Raw genomic sequence first — 16,925 nt, forward strand, 5'->3', positions numbered from 1 at the left:
CTTCATTCCGCGGCGGAGGCCTGTAGTTCGAACACTCCGTCCATCCGCCAGCGCTCCCGCTCGCGGGCATGCGTCGCGCCAGCCGGCAAGAGCGGCTGGACTTCCAGCTCCAAGCGCAAGGCCCGCCCCGTCCCGCCGCCGCTGTCCGGATACACCCGCACCAGCTGGCCGGGGCGTAGCGGGGCCGAGCGCAGGCGCTCGCCGCCGCTCTCCCCCTCCACGCGGAAATAGGCGTCGCGGCCATCCAGCGTCGCCGCGCGCAAGATCAGACGCGCCGCGCCCTGAGGCCCGAAGCGGAATGAGGCCGCGTCCGCCGCCGGGCCGTTGAAACGTAGGGCCAAAGCCCGGGGCCCTTCGCAAACGGCCTGCAAACTCAAGGTACGCGCCTCTAGGCCGCCCCCCGGCGCGCCCCGGCCGAAGCCCTCTCGCAAGGCGGCCAAGGGCAGCACGCCATAGTCCAGATTGGGCGTGCTCAAGCTCAACGCGCACGGCCCTTCCTCGGCCGCCGCGCCCGCGCTCAAGGCCGCCAGCGCCATCAAAACCCATTTTCCCATGCTCATCCCTCAACTCCTCGGTCTCCGACGCCACGCTCCGACGCGTCCGCTTCAAGCAGCGAACCCGGCGCGCAGCGCGCCCTGACGGTTTGGTACAAGGCGGAAGCGTCCTCGTCCGGCAAGACATAGTCCAAGCGACAGCGCCGCCTTGGCGGAGACTCCACATACAGGCCGTTCCGCGCGGTCGCCTGATCCAGAAACACCTCGCCCCCGCTCCCGGTGAGCGTGATGAAACGCCCCTCCCCATCCACCACGCTCAGGCCGGACGCCAAGGCCTCGCCGTCCTCCGCCGCGATCTGGATCAGCAAGCGCTGGGTCTTGAGCACCGAGAACTCCGCCCGGCTGACCGAGCCATGCCCGGCGCGCACCACTTTCAAGCCGTTCGCCACGTCCGCATTGCGCGGCAGGCTAGGCGTCTGCAGTTCCACTCGGGTATCGGCGTAAGCGTTCAGATTGGCCAATACCGCGTGGCCGTCGCCATCGCTCCACACCGGGCCGCTGGGCGTGCTGAACTTCACGCCGGGCAAGCCGCCCACCGACAGCACCCCGACGCTGTCGCGCAGCGGATAGGGCGAGAAGGTCAGTCCGCCCTCATGCAGCAGCGCGCCGCCGCGCAGGCTGGCGTTGTACGACTGCGCGCCGCCGCGCTGGCTCATGCCCAAACCCAGCTGGGCGTAACGCGGAATCCAGTGCAGATTGCCGTTGAAGCCGGTGCTGTTCCGGTCCGCGTCGCGATCCACCGCCACGCCGTAATTCAAGCTGTCGCTGACGATTTCGCGGTAGCTGCTCCCCAAAGTTTGGCTTTGGCCATAGCGTTGCAGATACGCGCTCAGGCTGGCGCGCTCCAGCGGCAGATCCACGTTCAAGTAAAGCTGATTGCGATGCGCGCCCGCGCCCCGACTCAAATCTCGGCCCACGTTCAAAGAGACATTGGCGCCCCACATCCGCCGCGACCAGCCGCCGTTCAAGCGCTGCGAGGCCTCGCCGCCGTGATGCGAGCGGGTCGCACCCAGGCTGAACGCGCCCATGAATTCATGGTGGTAGGACAGGGACAGGCCGTACTGCGTCAGCGCGGCCGGCGCCTCTTGTTGACGAGCCGCGTAATCCGACAGCGTGCGGAAGTGGGCGCTCTGCCGGCTCAGGTTCAGCGCGCCGGACAGGCGCTCGCCCCAGCTCGCGCTCAAGGACGCGCTGTATTGCGCGCCGCTCCGCCCCGCCTCGCCGTCGCGGGAGGCCACCGCGCGCATGCCGGCCACCAGCCCGGGGCTCAACAGATAAGACAAGGCCCCGCCGACGGAATGAAAGCGTTCGGACCACAGGCCGCCCAGGCTGAGGTCCAGCTCCCGGCCCAGCCGCCAGCTGCGGCTGCCGGAAAACAGCCACGGCGTGTCGCCGTCCTGGCCGCCAAACTGGCGCATCTTGCCCGCCGCCATATTAAAGCCCTCGACGTCGCCGCCCGGGCTGGCGAAAAACGCCGCCGCCGGCACGGTGAAGGCGTGCTGGCCGCCATCGCTTTCGGTGACAGTGACATTCAGATCGAAGCCCGCCGACAGGATGGGCACATCGTTCAATTCGAAAGCGCCGGGCGGCACCAGCGTGCTGTACACCAAAGCGCCGGCCTGCCTCACCTCCACCCGGGCCTCGCTCTGGGCGATGCCCCTGACCTGCGGCCGATTGCCGCGCGGCAGCAAGGCCCCTTGCGGCAGCCACTGCGCGCCGGAGAAATTCACGCCGGCAAACAGAGGGTTGTTCAGCGACAACTCGCCCACTTGCAGGATGGCCTTGCTGTCCACCAGGGTCTTCTGCGCATAGCTGTACAGATACTGAAAACGATTGCTCGCCTCGTTGCGCGCGAAGCTTTGCCGGCTGCGCACCATCCAGTCCCGCCAATTGAAGCCGATTTCCGTGAAACCTTGCAGATACTGCTGGCTCCGCCCGCCTCCGCTGCTGCGCATGGCCAGCACCTCGTAATTGAACAGGCCGGCCGTGCCGCCGCTGTCGTAGCCGCCCAGTGGCTCCTGCTCGCGCCGCAAGGCGCCGCTGGGCGCCAGGATGTCCACCCGCGCCAGCTCCGGCCGCAGCTTGACCACCGCCTGCGGATAAAAAGCCGTCAACTCCCGGCAGCCGGCCTCCGCCGGCGGTTGGCCGTCCGCGGGCAGCAAGCCGGCTGCCGTCCAGAATCCGTCGTCGACGCACAGGCGGCCGCCCTCGTCTATGCTCACCTCGGCGCCGCCGCGACCGGCGCCGTTGACAAATAAGGACACCCGATTCCTGCCCGGCGCAAAGCGCGCGCCCAGGCTGAAGTACTCCGCCACGCCGGGATCGATGCCGCTCGCCTTCAACACGCCCAGGTCAAACTGCACGCCCTCGCCGGGCGCGTCGCGCGCCCCGGTCTCCGCCAGCGACGCCGTCGGGAACGCCCCGGCCAGCCACAGCAATAGCGGAATGGGTCTGAGCAGCCATTCAATTGAACACTTCATCTAACAGGACCCAAGATTGGATGGATGGAGACGTCAGGGATAGAAGACCGTGACAGTGGCGTGGCCGTCCAAGCGCACCGGTTCGCGCGCGCTGAGCGCCTGCCGCCCCCTGAGCGCCGCGCCGACGCGCAGCTTGAACACGTGGGTGCCGGCCGGCTGCAGCGCCTGACGCTGCGGCGAGCCCAAGGCATAGCCGTAACGCAGGTTTAGCGGTTCGCCGCCGGCCTGCGACCAGCCTTCCTGCCGGCCGGCGCTGCGCATCAGCGTCGCCGGACGCTCGTCCGCATGAGCCTCGATCAGGCTCAGCCACCAATAGCCCAGCGCTTGCTTACGGCTGTCCCGGCCCAGGCCCAGAGTCTGCTCCGCCTCCGCCGGCAGCGACGGCGATGCGGCCCCCGTCGTCTGAAGCCCGGCCATGGCGGCGATGCCGGCGCGGCTATCGCCGCGGTTGTCCCGTATGCTCAAACCCACCAGCGCCGGCTGATCGCACTGCACATGCAAGCTGATCTCCCGCTCGCCCAGCAGCGTCGCGCCTGGATTCAAGGCCGACCAGGGGATGAGGCCGTAATCGACCACGCCGTTATGGGAAAAGCCGGGCGTGCAGCTGGGCGGCACCACCTCGGCCGTCAGCGCGAATGGCGCGTTCGCCGCCAGCACCGGCATGGATGCGCATAGCGCGGCGGCGATTGCTTGGCGATATTTCATCACGGGCTAGGCCGCTCAGTTCAAGGTCGCGGTAAAGGAGTCCACCGCATAGCCGTAGCTGGTCGCCGGCCACAGCTTGACGTGAGTGGCGTCCAAGGGCGTCTGGCCGGCCGACGCCAGCTGCAAGCGCTCGCCGGGCAGGATATAGGCCTTGGGCAGCTCCAGCCCTTGCCGTCCGGGCTGCAACTCCACCTTGTGCGTGGACAGGCGCACCACGTAAGGACTGTCGTTTTTGACCTCCACCCGGCCGTCTTCCGTCAGGCCCCACTGCAGCTTGACCCAAGGTTCCCGCTCGCGCGGCAGGCCTTTGGGACGGATTAGTACCGGCAGGTTCTGATTGAAAGTCATCTGAATGCGATGCCCCTTATCGGCGGACACCGCGGGAATCCCCTCGAAGGACGCCCGCATCAGCCGCTCGGTCCGCAGCGGCTGCGGTGATTTCAACAAAAAGCGGACCAGTTGTTTCTCCCCGCCTTCCACCCGGGAAATCGGCGGCGTCGCCAGCAATAGCTGCTCCGGGTCTTCGGGCAGGTTTTCCAGCCGGACATACATCAGGCTGGCGTGGGCGTCGGTATTCTTGACGTTGATCACGCCCTCGCCGTCGCCTTCCTCCACCACCACCAGCGAGGTTTCCGGCACCACGCCGGCGGACCAGGCCGCCGCGGGCAGCAGGGCCAGCGCCAAGGCGCCGGCCATAGCGCCGCCGCGGACCGCAACGGCGAACACATTCAGCGCATGCATCATATGAAACTCTTTTCCATCAAGGACGGCGTTGATTCACCGCGTCAAACCGTATCAACCGGGCCGGCAAGCATGCCGCCGGCCCGTATTCAAGCACGCTGACTCAAGACTTATTCAGCGCCGACTCGCGCAACCCAATCACTGGTAATAAATAGTGAAAGTACCCTTACCATCCAGCTTAGTGTCGTCCTTCACGCTCAAGCGCCCCTTGGTGTTCAATGCCGCCCCCACCACCATGGGGAACTCATGTACGGAGGCTACCGCAGGGGTATTGATCGTTTTTCCTTTGATGGCGAAAGTGGTGACATTGGCGCCGCCGTAATGCGAGTTAAGCGGAGTGGTATTCGTCTCCCCCCAACTCGAGCCATTATTAGACGAGTACAATAGTTTGGTATCGCCCACCTCCGCGTTCGCGCTATTGGTCGCCTTCAGCTTGTCAAACTCCATGCTCAGCCACCAAACGCCCAGTTTTCCCGCCTCCGCATCGTTCCCCAAACCCATGGTTTGCTCGTTGAGCCGGGCTACAGCATGGCTGCCGGAAGGGTGCAAATTCGGCAGCGGAATTTCGCTACCCAGCAAGGGCTTGCTCTCCGTGCGAGCATCGGTGATGCGGATGCCCAGCGCGGTATCCTCCTGGCAGGTTACCGTCAGGCTGACATTGCGATCTTCCAGTGTGTAGGCTGCGCCATTGCTCAGGTTGGACACCGGAATATTGCCATAATCAATCACCGCGCCGCCGCTCAAAGCCGGCGTGCACGCGGGCGGCACCAGCTTGCCGGTAATCAGCAAATCTGCGCTATTTGCCGAAGCCCATTGAGCGGCTCCGGCAAAAACCGTGGCCACCACCAAAATCATATTCTGCTTCTTCACGATTCAACCTCCAATTAGATGAAAGTTCGCAATCAAATCATTCGCATTAAACGATGTTTTCTTGCAAGACAGCCGCCCCATTCCGGCGACATCCGCTTATTGATTCGCGGCGAGGTCATCTTGCTTTTTCGTAAGAATGCCTACAATAGGATTTTTCCTAAAAAAACAACAAGCACACCAATTTCATTTCAATATTCACAAATAAAAAACGCACAACAAACCTCAGTCACATCACTTCAAAAAAATCAACAAATCTAAATAATTAATATATTAATATTTAGAGTTGTTGAGGATTTACCTCATGGTCTTCCACTTAGAGCCGCTAACAAGCCGCGCAGCGTAGCTGAGCCAAGGCGCGCCGACGCAGGCAGCGCCAGCCGTACGACAAGGAGGCGCAACACAGGATCAGGGGTTTGGTTAGCGGGTCTTAGACAGACGCAAAAAAGCCCGCCATGGCGGGGACCATGGACGGGCGGAAAAACAGCGACATCCCGCTTGGGAATGCCGCCGGCAAGACTCAGTCTTGCGCCAGCTTGGTGGCGGCGTCGCGCAGCGCGGTGCGCAAGCCTTCTTCTATCACCGGGTGATAGAAGGGCATCTCCAGCATCTGGGCAACGGTCAGGCCTTGCTGATGGCTCCAGGCCAGCAAGTGAGCCAGGTTCTCGGCGCGCGGACCTATCATTTCCGCGCCCAGGAAGCGGCCGCTGCCGCGCTCGGCGTATACATGCAGCAGACCCTGGTTGATGCCCATCACCCGGCTGCGGCCCTGGTCTTCAAAACTGACGGCGCCCGCCACGAAGCCATCCGCCGGCAAATCGGCGAAGCGGCTGCCCACCATCATCATCTGCGGATCGGAAAACACCACGGCGATGCTGGAGCGGCGCAGGCCGGGCTGTACTGCCGGATACTGCGCGGCATTGTCGCCGGCGGTCTTGCCTTCGTCGGCGGCCTCGTGCAGCAGCGGCAGGATGTTGTTGGCGTCGCCGGCGATGAAAATCGGCGAATTCCCGCACTGTAGCGTCCGCGGATCGAACTTGGGCACGCCGCCCGTGTCCAGTTCCAGGCCGGCGTTTTCCAGCGCCAGACCGCGCACATTGGGCGCCCGGCCGGTGGCGGCCAGCACGTAATCGAAACGCTCGCAGACTTCTTCGCCGTCCAGATTGACGTAGCGGATTTGCGCCTTGTCGTCGACCAGGCCCATTTCCAGCACCTTGGCGTCCGGGTCCAGATAGAACTCCCGGCCCAGCGCCCGGCTGGCGTAGTCGCGCACAGCGGGGTCCGACAGCGGGCCGACGCCGCCGCCGCGGCCGAACACGCGCACCTTGACGCCCAGGCGGGACAGCGCCTGCCCCAGTTCCAGACCGATAACGCCGGGACCGAACACCGCCACGCTGTCCGGCAGCGTGTCCCAATCGAACACATCGTCGTTGATGATCAATCTGTCGCCGAACACCTGGAACGGCGGCGGGATCAAGGGCGAGGAACCCGTGGCGATCACCACGCGGCGCGCCTGCACCAGCGTGTGCTCGTCCACTTGCAAGGTGGTGTTGTCGATGAAGCGCGCGTAGCCGCGCAGCCGGTCTTGCGGCGGAATGCTTTCCACCCCCTTGAGCACGAAGCCGACGAAACGGTCGCGCTCGCGCTTGACGCGGTCCATCACCTCGCGGCCGTCGATGCGCACGTCCCCATCCACATGCACGCCGAAAGGCGCGCTGTGACGCAGTTCGTGCGCGGCCTCGGCGGCGGCGATCAGCAGCTTGGACGGCATGCAGCCGACGCGGGCGCAAGTGGTGCCGTAAGGACCGCCTTCAATCACCACGGCGCTGGCGCCGCGAGCCTTGGCGGCGCGGTAGGCTGCGAGGCCGGCGGTGCCGGCGCCGATCACGGCGACATCGATGTTCAAGGTATGCATTTCATTCCTTTCGGTATCGGGATACGGCACGGCACGCTGGGCATGCCGTCTCGTATCCCGGTAAAAAAAGGGCCGGACGGAGCATCCGGCCCGCAACAACTCCAGTGGCATCAGGGCCCGAGCCACCGGGGACGAACACGGTTGAGGCTTACTTGGAGAAGTACTTTTCCACTTCGTCGGCGGAGCCGATCAGCTGGCCGTTGATGAACACCTGCGGCGCGGTCATCTTGCCGGCCACGGCGCCCAGCACCTTGCCGCGTACCTTGTTGTCCAGCGGTACTTCGACGAAGTCGTAGCCGTTTTCGCTCAGCACCGCCTTGGCGCGCGCGCAGTGCGGGCAACCCGTCTTGGAGAACACCACCACTTGGTCCGGCTTCTTGGCGCTGGGATTGACGTAGTCCAGCAGAGTGTCGGCGTCGGACACCTTGAACGGATCGCCCGGCTCTTGCGGCTCGATGAACATCTTGTCCACCACGCCGTCCTTCACCAGCATGGAGTAGCGCCAGCTGCGCTTGCCGAAGCCCAGGTCCTGCTTGTCCACCAGCATGCCCATGCCCGCGGTGAAATCGCCGTTGCCGTCCGGAATCATCACCAGGTTCTGCGCTTCCTGATCCTTGGCCCATTCGTTCATCACGAAGGTGTCGTTGACCGATACGCAGAGGATGGCGTCCACGCCGTTGGCGAAGAAGGCCGGCGCCAGCTCGTTGAAGCGCGGCAGGTGGGTGGAGGAACATGTGGGGGTGAACGCGCCCGGCAGCGAAAACACCGCTACGGTTTTGCCGTCGAACAGTTCGGCGGTGCTGACATCTTTCCACTCGTTGTTGTCACGAACACGGAAAGTGACATTCGGTACGCGTTGGCCTTCACGGTTTTGCAACATGGCGAGACTCCTTGTTTGGATTGACTGACAGGTTTAATAAATCGATGGATGCATTCTGATAGCTGAGAGCAAATTCGTCTAATTGATTGTGGCAAGGCTGCTGATTTGCTTTTTTAATCGACAAGCAAGCGGCCGCGCTAACCGTTAAAATTGCATAAACAAACCAACAATCAGGCCAACGCGGTGAAGATTCTGATTCTCGGCGGCGGACAGGTCGGCGCCAATGTGGCGGAAAACCTGCTTTCGGAAAACAACGACATCACAGTGGTGGATCAAAACGCCGCGCGGCTCAAACAGCTGCAGGACAGGCTGGACATCCGCACCGTGGCCGGCAACGCCGCCCATCCTCAGGTGCTGGCCGATGCCGGCGCGGCGGACAGCGACATGGTGCTGGCGCTGACCCGCGACGACGAAACCAATCTGGTGGCCTGCAAAATGGCCGAAGCCTGTTTCAACATCCCCACCCGCATCGCCCGCATCCGCTCCAGCGATTACCTGGAATCCGAGCACGGCGATCCGCTCGCCCACTTCGGCATCGAATCCGCCATCTGTCCGGAACAGATCGTCACCGACCACATCTATCAGTTGTTCACCTACCCCGGCGCGCTGCAAGTGCTGGACTTCGCCGACGGCAAGCTGCAACTGGTGGTGTCCCGCGCCCACTCCGGCGGCAAGCTGCTGGGCATGCCGCTGCGCCATATACGCGAACACATGCCGGACGCGGATTGCCGCGTCTGCGCCGTCCACCGCCGGGACACGCTTTTGGTGCCGGACGGCGACACCGTGCTGGAGGAAGGCGACGAGGTCTTCTTCGTCGCCGCGCGCGAGCACGTGCAGGCCATGCTCAAGGAGCTGCGCTTCAGCGAGCGGCCCTTGCGGCGCATCATGATCGCCGGCGGCGGCAATATCGGCTACCGGCTGGCCAAGCTGCTGGAGAACGATTTCAGCGTCAAAGTGATAGAAGCGCGGCCGGAACGCGCGCAATGGCTGGCGGAACGGCTGGAACACGCGCTGGTGCTGCGCGGCGAGGCCACCGACGAAGAGCTGCTGGACGCCGAGAACGTGGACGAGATGGATGTGTTCTGCGCGCTGACCAACGACGACGAGGACAACATCATGTCCACGCTGCTGGCCAAGCGCATGGGCGCGCGCCGGGTGGTGGCCCTGGTCAACCGCACCAGCTATGTGGACCTGCTGGAAGGCCACCGCATCGACATCGTGATTTCGCCTCACCTGTCCACCATAGGCTCCATCCTGGCCCATATCCGCCAGGGCGACGTGGAGGCGGTGCATCCGCTGCGCCGCGGCGCGTCGGAGGCGATGGAAGTCATCATCCACGGCGACGCGCAGCAATCGCGGCTGACCGGCCGCCGCATCGACCAGATCGACATGCCGCACGGCAGCCACATCGTGGCGGCCATCCGCGGCGAACAGGTGCTGATGGCGCATCACGATCTGACGGTGGAAAACGGCGACCATCTGATCATCTTCCTGTCGCGCCGCCGGGTGATCCGCCAGGTGGAAAAACTCATTCAGGTCAAACTGGGCTTTCTGTGACCATGCATCTGACCGGCCTGCACCACGTGGCGATCATCGCCTCCGACTACGCCCGCTCGCGCGACTTCTACCACCGCGTCCTCGGCCTGCCCATCCTGGCCGAACACTGGCGCGCCGAACGCCAGTCCTGGAAGCTGGACCTGGCCGCGCCGGGCGGCGGCCAGCTGGAACTGTTCAGCTTTCCCTCGCCGCCGCCGCGCCCCACGCGGCCGGAGGCCTGCGGCCTGCGCCACCTGGCCTTCGCCTGCGCCGATCTCGCCGCCTGTCGCCAAAGCCTGCTGGCCGAGGGCGTGAAGGTGGAGGATGTCCGCGTGGACGAATACACCGGCGCGCGCTTTTTCTTCTGCGCGGATCCGGACGGCTTGCCGCTCGAGTTCTACCAGCCGCGAGACTGAGACATGCGCAAGATACTCGCCATCCTCTATGTGCTGTCCAAGCTGATCATGCTGTTCTCCTGCACCTTCCTCGCGCCGGCGCTGGTCTCCATCCTGTACCGCGACGGCGCGCTGGACACCTTCGTCACCGCCGCCGTGGCCGGCCTGGCCATCGGCCTCGCATTGTGGTCCGCCACCCGCCGCTACCAGCGCGAACTGAAGCCGCGCGACGGCTTCATCCTGGTCACCACGCTGTGGGTGGGCTTCGCCATCACCGCCTCCTTCCCCTTCATGCTGGCGCGGCCGGACATGTCCTTCAGCCACGCCTTCTTCGAGGCGATGTCCGGCCTCACCACCACCGGCTCCACCGTGATCAGCGGCCTGGACGCCCTGCCGGCCTCGCTCAACTTCTGGCGCCACTTCCTCAATTGGATGGGCGGCATGGGCATCATCGTGCTGGCGGTGGCCATCCTGCCCATCCTCGGCATCGGCGGCATGCAGCTGTACAAGGCGGAAACGCCGGGGCCGATGAAGGACAGCAAGCTGGCGCCGCGCATCACCGAAACCGCCAAGAACCTGTGGCTGGTCTACAGCGGCTGGACGCTGGCGGTGGCCCTGGCCCTGAAAGCCGCCGGCCTGAGCTGGCTGGACGCGGTGTGCCACGCCTTCGCCGCGCTGTCCCTGGGCGGCTTCTCCACCCGGGACAGCAGCGTGGGCGCATTCGACTCCCTGCCGGTGGAACTGATCCTGAGCTTTGGCATGATAGTCGGCGCGATGAACTTCGCCACCCACTTCCTGGCGCTGCGTCAGCGCTCGCTGCGCGCCTATCTGCGCGACCCGGAGGCCAAGGCCATGTTGTGGCTGCTGCTGGGCAGCATTCTGGCGATGAGCGCCTATCTGTGGGCCCACCGCGTCTACGACTTCCCCACCGCGCTGCGCCACGTCAGCTTCAATCTGATCTCCATCGCCACCGACAGCGGCTTCGCCAGCGTGGACTACGCGCGCTGGCCTATCTTCGTGCCATTGTGGATGCTCTTCCTGTCCAGCGTCACCGCCTGCTCCGGCTCCACCGGCGGCGGCATCAAGATGGTGCGCACCCTGATGCTGAGCAAGCAAAGCGTCAATGAAATGACGCGGCTGCTGCATCCGGCGGCGGTGCGTCCGGTGAAAATCGGCGGCAAAGTGGTGCCGCAAGACGTGATGCTGTCGGTAATGGGCTTCATATTTGTCTACTGCATGTGCATAGTGATACTAAGCTTCGCGCTGATCGCCAGCGGCCTGGATTTTCTCAGCGCCTTCACCGCGGTGATCGCCTCGATCAACAATGCCGGGCCCGGGCTCGGCGTGGTCGGGCCGGCGTCGAACTACGCGTCGCTGTCCGACTTCCAGATATGGACTTGCAGCCTGGCCATGCTCCTGGGCCGGCTGGAAGTGTTTACCCTGCTGATCCTGTTCACGCCGGCCTTCTGGCGCAAATAGGACGCGAAGAATTTACCCGCCGCGCGCGGGTCTGAACCAAAGCGGCGCCCCGCGCCGGATAATAAAGACGAAACCGGATCATGAACCCTATGACATTCACCGCCCCCAGCCGCATGCTCGCCCTCAGCCTGGCGCTGACGGCCGCCCTGCCCGCCTTCGCAGGCGCCGACGACGAACTGATCGCCGCCCGCGACGCCTTTCGCGGCAACAAGCTGGGCCAGTTGGCCAGCCTGGCGGGCGGCATGCCGTCCAACTACCCCTTGAAGGACTACCCGGCTTACTGGCTGGCGCTCAAGGCGCTGGACGGCGACGACGACGGCCCGGCCCAGAACTTCCTGGCCCGCGTGGACGAAGGCCTGATGCCGGAGCGCGTGCGCAACGAATGGCTGAAAAAACTGGCCGCGCGCGAAAGCTGGAGCCGTTTCGCCGCGGAGTGGAAAAAACTGCCGCCGGAAGGCCGGGACGAAGAATCCAGCTGCTACGGTCAACTCAACGAGCTGAATCAGGGCAAGGCGCCGACGGATCTGGACCGCTTCCTGGAAAGCCGTCCGCTGCCGGAAGGCTGCAACCGCCTGATCGCCGAGGCCGCGCGCCGCGGCGTCGTGAAGCGCGACTGGCTGTGGCAGCGCGCCCGCCTGCTCCTGGCCGGCAACTACCTGAGCCAGGCGCGCCAACTGGCCGCCAACACCGGCCTGCCGCTGGACAACGCCGCGCTCAGCAAGCCGGCCAACGCCGATCTGTCGACCCCCGGCGGCCAGGAAGCGGCGGTCTACGACATCGTGATCAAGGGCAAGGCCAATATCAGCAACGGCCTGGGCAAACTGCTCGATCACGAAAAGTCCTTGAGCAAGGAACGCGCCGGCTTCGCCTGGGGCCAACTGGCGCTGCTGTCCGCGCGCAAACAGCAGGCGGCGCAAGCGCTGCAGTGGTTCGACAAGGCCGACGCCGACCAGCTGACCTCCGAGCAATGGGAATGGTGGGCGCGCTCGGCGCTGCGCCTGGAGCAATGGACCCAGCTGGAGAAAATCATCCGCGCCATGCCTGTCACCGTCAGCGCCAAACCGGCCTGGCGCTACTGGCGCGGCCGCTCGCTGCAACAGCTGGGCCGGCAGAACGAGGCGACGCCGCTGTTCAGCCAGGCCAGCATCGGCCACAACTACTACGCGCTGCTGTCGCTGGAAGAACTGGGCAACAGCCTGTCCACCCCGGCCAGCAAAAGCGGCCCGGCCAAGGACGACATCAAGCAGATGAGCGAGGAGCCGGCGATCAAACGCGCGCTGGCGCTGCTGGAGCTGGCCGAACGCCACGTCAAGCCCGAGTTCCGCGCCGACGCGCAGCGCGAATGGCGCTGGGCGATGCGCAACCGCAGCGACATCGAACTGCTGGCCGCCGCCGAAGTGGGCCGCCGCGCCAGCTTCTACGATATGGCCATCTACAGCGCCGAACGCACCAAGGAAGAACACGATTACTCCTTGCGCTACCTGACGCCCTACCGCGACGTCACCCAGCGCTACGCCAAGCAGCTGGACATCGACGACGCCTGGGTCTACGGCCTGATCCGCCAGGAAAGCCGCTTCATCACCATGGCGCGCTCCGGCGTCGGCGCTTCCGGCCTGATGCAGCTGATGCCGGCCACCGCCAAATGGGTGGCCAAGAAAATCGGCCTGGGCCAATACGCGGTCAACGACATCGAAACCAATGTGCAACTGGGCACCTGGTATCTGCGCTACGTGCTGGACAGCCTGTCCAGCAACGAAGTGATGGCCACCGCCGCCTACAACGCCGGCCCGGGGCGCGCGCGCGCCTGGCAGGCGGACCGCACGCTGGACGGCACCATCTACGCCGAAACCATCCCCTTCACCGAGACCCGCGACTACGTGCAGAAAGTGATGGCCAACGCCGCTTATTACTCCAGCACCTTCGGCCACGCCAACATCTCGCTGAAAAACCGGATGGGCGTAGTGCCGGCGCGCTGAACCTCCGCTTGGTCCCCCTCGCGGCGGACCAAGCCCACTCCCACAAGTACCATAAGAAAGGGACCTCACCCATGACTTACCAACGCATCTGCGTCATCGGCGGCAGCGGCTTCATCGGCAGCTACATCGCGGAACGGCTGACCGAACAAGACTGCCAGCTGACCATCGCCACCCGCCGGCGCGAACGCGCCAAGGCCTCGCTGCTGGTGCTGCCCGGCGCGCAGCTGGTGGAAGCGGACATCCACCGTCCGGAAGCGCTGGAACAACTGATTTCCGGCCACGACGCGGTGATCAATATGGTGGGCATCCTGCACGGCAGCGCCGCGCAGTTCGACAAAGCCCATGTGCAATTGACCGAGAAGGTGATCGCGGCCTGCCGCAGCCAGGGCGTGCGCCGGCTGATCCACATCAGCGCGCTGGGCGCCGACGAGCGCGGCCCCAGCCTGTACCAGCAAAGCAAGGGCCGCGCCGAAGCGCGCGTGCGCGAAAGCGGCCTGGAATGGACCCTCTTGCGGCCGTCCGTGGTGTTCGGCCACGGCGACAGCTTCCTCAATATGTTCGCCGGCCTGCTGCGCAAAGCGCCCTTTCTGCCCTTGGCCGGCGCAAAGACGCGCTTCGCGCCGATCTGGGCCGGCGACGTCGCCCACGCGGTGGCGGCCAGCCTGTCGCGCCGCGCCGCCATCGGCCAAAGCCTGGACCTGGCCGGCCCCGGTGTTTACACGCTGGCCGAGCTGGTAAGCCTGGTGGGCCGCCATATCGGCAAACCGCGCCCGGTGATCGCGCTGCCGCAGGGCCTGGCCATGCTGCAGGCCGCATTGATGGAATGCCTGCCCGGTCCCGCACTGATCAGCCGCGACAATGTGCGCTCGCTAAGCGTGGACAATGTCAGCGACCAGCCCTTCCCCGCCGCGCTGCTGGGCTTCAGCCCCACGGCGCTGGAAGCGCTGGCGCCGGCCTTGCTGGGCACGGAGGAATTCAATCTGCAGATGTCCGCCTACCGCCGCCAGATCGCGCGCTGAACGGGAAACGGATCAATGCAATGCTATATCGTCGGCGGCGCCGTGCGCGACCGCCTGCTGAAACTGCCGGTGAAAGACCGCGACTGGGTGGTGGTGGGCGCCAGCCCGCAAGAGATGCTGGCGCTGGGCTATAAGCCGGTGGGCAAGGACTTTCCGGTGTTCCTGCACCCGGACACCCACGAGGAATACGCGCTGGCGCGCACCGAGCGCAAAACCGGCAAGGGCTACCACGGCTTTGCCGTCTACGCCGCGCCGGACGTGACGCTGGAACAGGATCTGGCCCGACGCGACCTGACCATCAACGCCATCGCCGAGGCGGCGGACGGCAGCCTGATCGACCCCTACCACGGCCGGCGCGATCTCGAGGCCGGCGTCCTGCGCCACGTCAGCCCCGCCTTCGCCGAAGACCCGGTGCGCATCCTGCGGCTGGCGCGCTTCGCCGCCCGTTTCGGCTTCGCCGTGGCCGAGGACACCATGGCGCTGATGCGGCAAATGGTGGCGGACGGCGAAGCCGACGCCCTGGTGGCGGAGCGAGTGTGGCAGGAGCTGGCCAAGGGCCTGATGGAGGAGCGGCCGTCGCGCATGTTCCTGGTCCTGCGCGCCTGCGGTGCCCTCGCCCGCGTGCTGCCGGAGCTGGACGCGCTGTTCGGCGTGCCGCAGCGGGCCGACCACCACCCGGAAATCGACACCGGCGACCACGTGATGCGGGCGCTGGACTGCGCCGCCGAGCAAGGCCTGCCGCTGGCGGCGCGCTTCGCCGCGCTGACCCATGACCTGGGCAAGGCGCTGACGCCGGCGGACATGCTGCCGCGCCACATCGGCCACGAGGCCGCCGGCGAAGCCCCGCTGCTGACGCTGTGTCAGCGTTTGCGGGTGCCGGCCGACTGTCGCGACCTGGCGCGCGTCACGCTGTTGAGCCATACCAAAGTACACTGTGCTTTCGAATTGAAGCCAAGCACAATATTGAGATTGTTCAAGCAAACCGACGCCTTGCGGCGGCCGGAACGCTTCTTGCTGATGCTGGACGCCTGCCGCGCGGACGCGCGCGGACGCCTGGGCTTCCACGACCGGCCCTATCCGCAGGCGGACTACCTGTCCGCGCTGCTGGACGCGGCGCTGGCGGTGGACGCCGGCGGCATCGCCCGCCAGTGGGAAGACAAGCGCACGCTGCCGGAAGCGATAGATCGCGCCCGGACCCGCGCCATCGCCATCCGCAAGGAGCAACTGGAGACGCACTGACATGGCCGCGATCTACCGTCTTCCGTCCACGCTGATGCGCGGCGGCACCAGCAAGGGTCTGTTCATCCGCGCCGACGCGCTGCCCGAGGACACCTCCTCCTGGGAACGCATGCTCTTGCGCGCCATCGGCAGCCCGGACCCGCATGGCAAGCAGATCGACGGCCTGGGCACCGGCCGGGCCAGCACCAGCAAGGTGATGATACTCAGCCCGTCGCGGCGCGACGATTGCGACGTCGATTGCCTGTTCGGCCATGTGTCGATAGAACACGCGCTGATAGACTGGTCCGGCAACTGCGGCAACCTCAGCGCCGCGGTGCCGCTGTTCGCGGTGATGGAAAAACTGGTGGAGCCGCGCGACGGCGTGGCCTCCATCGGCATCTGGCAAGCCAATGTCGGCAAGCGCATCGTCGCCGAACTGGAAATCATGCACGGCCAGCCGGTCTGGCAAGGCGACTACCGCATCGACGGCGTCGCCTTTCCCGGCGCGCCGATCCGGCTGCGTTTCCTGGACCCGGCCGGCGGCAGCTCCGGCGAACTCTACCCCACCGGCAAGCTGGTGGACGAATTGACACTGCCGGACGGCAGCCGGGTGGAAGCCACCCTGGTGGACGCCGGCAATCCCACGGTGTTCGTCCGCGCCCGGGACTTCGGCCTCAAGGGCGACGAAGAAATGGCGGCCTTGCCTGAGACAGCGCGCCACCGGCTGGAGTGGGCGCGGGAAATCGCCGCCGTGGTCATGGGCCTGGCGCCCGACATTTTCGCCGCCCGGCGGGAACGGCCCGGCTCGCCGCGGATCAGCCTGCTATCGGAAAGCCGGGACGAGGATTGCCAGATCAACGCCCGCATCCTGACCTCCGGCCGCTCGCTGCACCACGCCTACACCGGCACCGGCGCCATCGCGCTGGCCTGCGCCTGCGCCACCGAAGGCACGCTGCCGCAGCAAGTGGCCGGCGCGCCGGTGCGCGGCATGCCGCTGACCTTCAGCCACGCCAGCGGCAGACAAACGGTGGAAGCGGTGCTGGGCCACTCGGACGAATACGGCTGGACCATCAGCGAAGTGGTGATGACCCGCACCGCCAGGCCGCTGATGCGCGGCGAAGTCTACATCCCGCTGGACTAGCCGGCCAGCGGGCCGCCGC

14 protein-coding genes are annotated in these 16,925 nt (G+C 65.7%); 7 read left to right on the forward strand and 7 right to left on the reverse strand.

What is annotated here, in order from left to right; translation table 11 throughout:
• Positions 1–2: 2 nt before the first annotated feature.
• From ACODSD_RS19340 to ACODSD_RS19370, 7 genes are all read right to left on the reverse strand, one after another.
• Positions 3–560, reverse strand: a complete 558-nt coding sequence (locus ACODSD_RS19340; protein ID WP_227103670.1) for a DUF1120 domain-containing protein — start codon at positions 558–560, stop codon at positions 3–5.
• Positions 557–3,034, reverse strand: a complete 2,478-nt coding sequence (locus ACODSD_RS19345) for a fimbria/pilus outer membrane usher protein (RefSeq protein WP_488878077.1) — start codon at positions 3,032–3,034, stop codon at positions 557–559. The genes ACODSD_RS19340 and ACODSD_RS19345 overlap by 4 nt, the downstream gene beginning before the upstream one ends.
• Before the next feature lie 33 nt (positions 3,035–3,067).
• A complete protein-coding gene (locus ACODSD_RS19350; protein WP_488878078.1) occupies positions 3,068–3,739 on the reverse strand; it encodes a DUF1120 domain-containing protein in 672 nt (223 codons plus the stop codon).
• Between the two features lie 15 nt (positions 3,740–3,754).
• Entirely contained in the window at positions 3,755–4,483 is a 729-nt protein-coding gene (locus ACODSD_RS19355; RefSeq protein WP_488878079.1) for a fimbria/pilus chaperone family protein, read from the reverse strand.
• A gap of 135 nt (positions 4,484–4,618) precedes the next feature.
• Complete coding sequence (locus ACODSD_RS19360) at positions 4,619–5,350, reverse strand: DUF1120 domain-containing protein (RefSeq protein WP_488878080.1); 732 nt, start codon at positions 5,348–5,350, stop codon at positions 4,619–4,621.
• A 517-nt stretch (positions 5,351–5,867) separates the two neighbouring features.
• Positions 5,868–7,262, reverse strand: coding sequence for a dihydrolipoyl dehydrogenase (locus ACODSD_RS19365; protein WP_488878081.1), 1,395 nt, complete (start codon positions 7,260–7,262; stop codon positions 5,868–5,870).
• A 148-nt stretch (positions 7,263–7,410) separates the two neighbouring features.
• On the reverse strand, positions 7,411–8,142 hold the full coding sequence (locus tag ACODSD_RS19370) for a glutathione peroxidase (protein ID WP_107799452.1): 732 nt from the start codon (positions 8,140–8,142) through the stop codon (positions 7,411–7,413).
• A gap of 183 nt (positions 8,143–8,325) precedes the next feature.
• On the opposite strand from ACODSD_RS19370, the gene trkA reads away from it, so the two are divergent.
• The 7 genes from trkA (at position 8,326) to ACODSD_RS19405 (ending at position 16,906) form a co-directional block, all read left to right on the forward strand.
• Entirely contained in the window at positions 8,326–9,699 is a 1,374-nt protein-coding gene (trkA, locus tag ACODSD_RS19375) for a Trk system potassium transporter TrkA (protein WP_488878102.1), read from the forward strand.
• A gap of 2 nt (positions 9,700–9,701) precedes the next feature.
• Positions 9,702–10,094: an SMU1112c/YaeR family gloxylase I-like metalloprotein gene (gloA2, locus tag ACODSD_RS19380; RefSeq protein WP_235089779.1), complete on the forward strand. Its 393-nt coding sequence runs from the start codon at positions 9,702–9,704 to the stop codon at positions 10,092–10,094.
• Between the two features lie 3 nt (positions 10,095–10,097).
• Complete coding sequence (locus tag ACODSD_RS19385; RefSeq protein WP_227103684.1) at positions 10,098–11,552, forward strand: TrkH family potassium uptake protein; 1,455 nt, start codon at positions 10,098–10,100, stop codon at positions 11,550–11,552.
• 80 nt (positions 11,553–11,632) lie between these two features.
• Complete coding sequence (locus tag ACODSD_RS19390; protein ID WP_488878082.1) at positions 11,633–13,528, forward strand: lytic transglycosylase domain-containing protein; 1,896 nt, start codon at positions 11,633–11,635, stop codon at positions 13,526–13,528.
• A gap of 71 nt (positions 13,529–13,599) precedes the next feature.
• Entirely contained in the window at positions 13,600–14,547 is a 948-nt protein-coding gene (locus tag ACODSD_RS19395; protein WP_253315415.1) for a complex I NDUFA9 subunit family protein, read from the forward strand.
• Positions 14,548–14,562: 15 nt separating this feature from the next.
• Positions 14,563–15,786: a multifunctional CCA addition/repair protein gene (locus tag ACODSD_RS19400; protein ID WP_488878083.1), complete on the forward strand. Its 1,224-nt coding sequence runs from the start codon at positions 14,563–14,565 to the stop codon at positions 15,784–15,786.
• A gap of 1 nt (position 15,787) precedes the next feature.
• Positions 15,788–16,906, forward strand: coding sequence for a 2-methylaconitate cis-trans isomerase PrpF family protein (locus tag ACODSD_RS19405; RefSeq protein WP_107799456.1), 1,119 nt, complete (start codon positions 15,788–15,790; stop codon positions 16,904–16,906).
• Positions 16,907–16,925 lie beyond the last annotated feature (19 nt).

Source organism: Chromobacterium sp. FG22 (genome assembly GCF_057809415.1).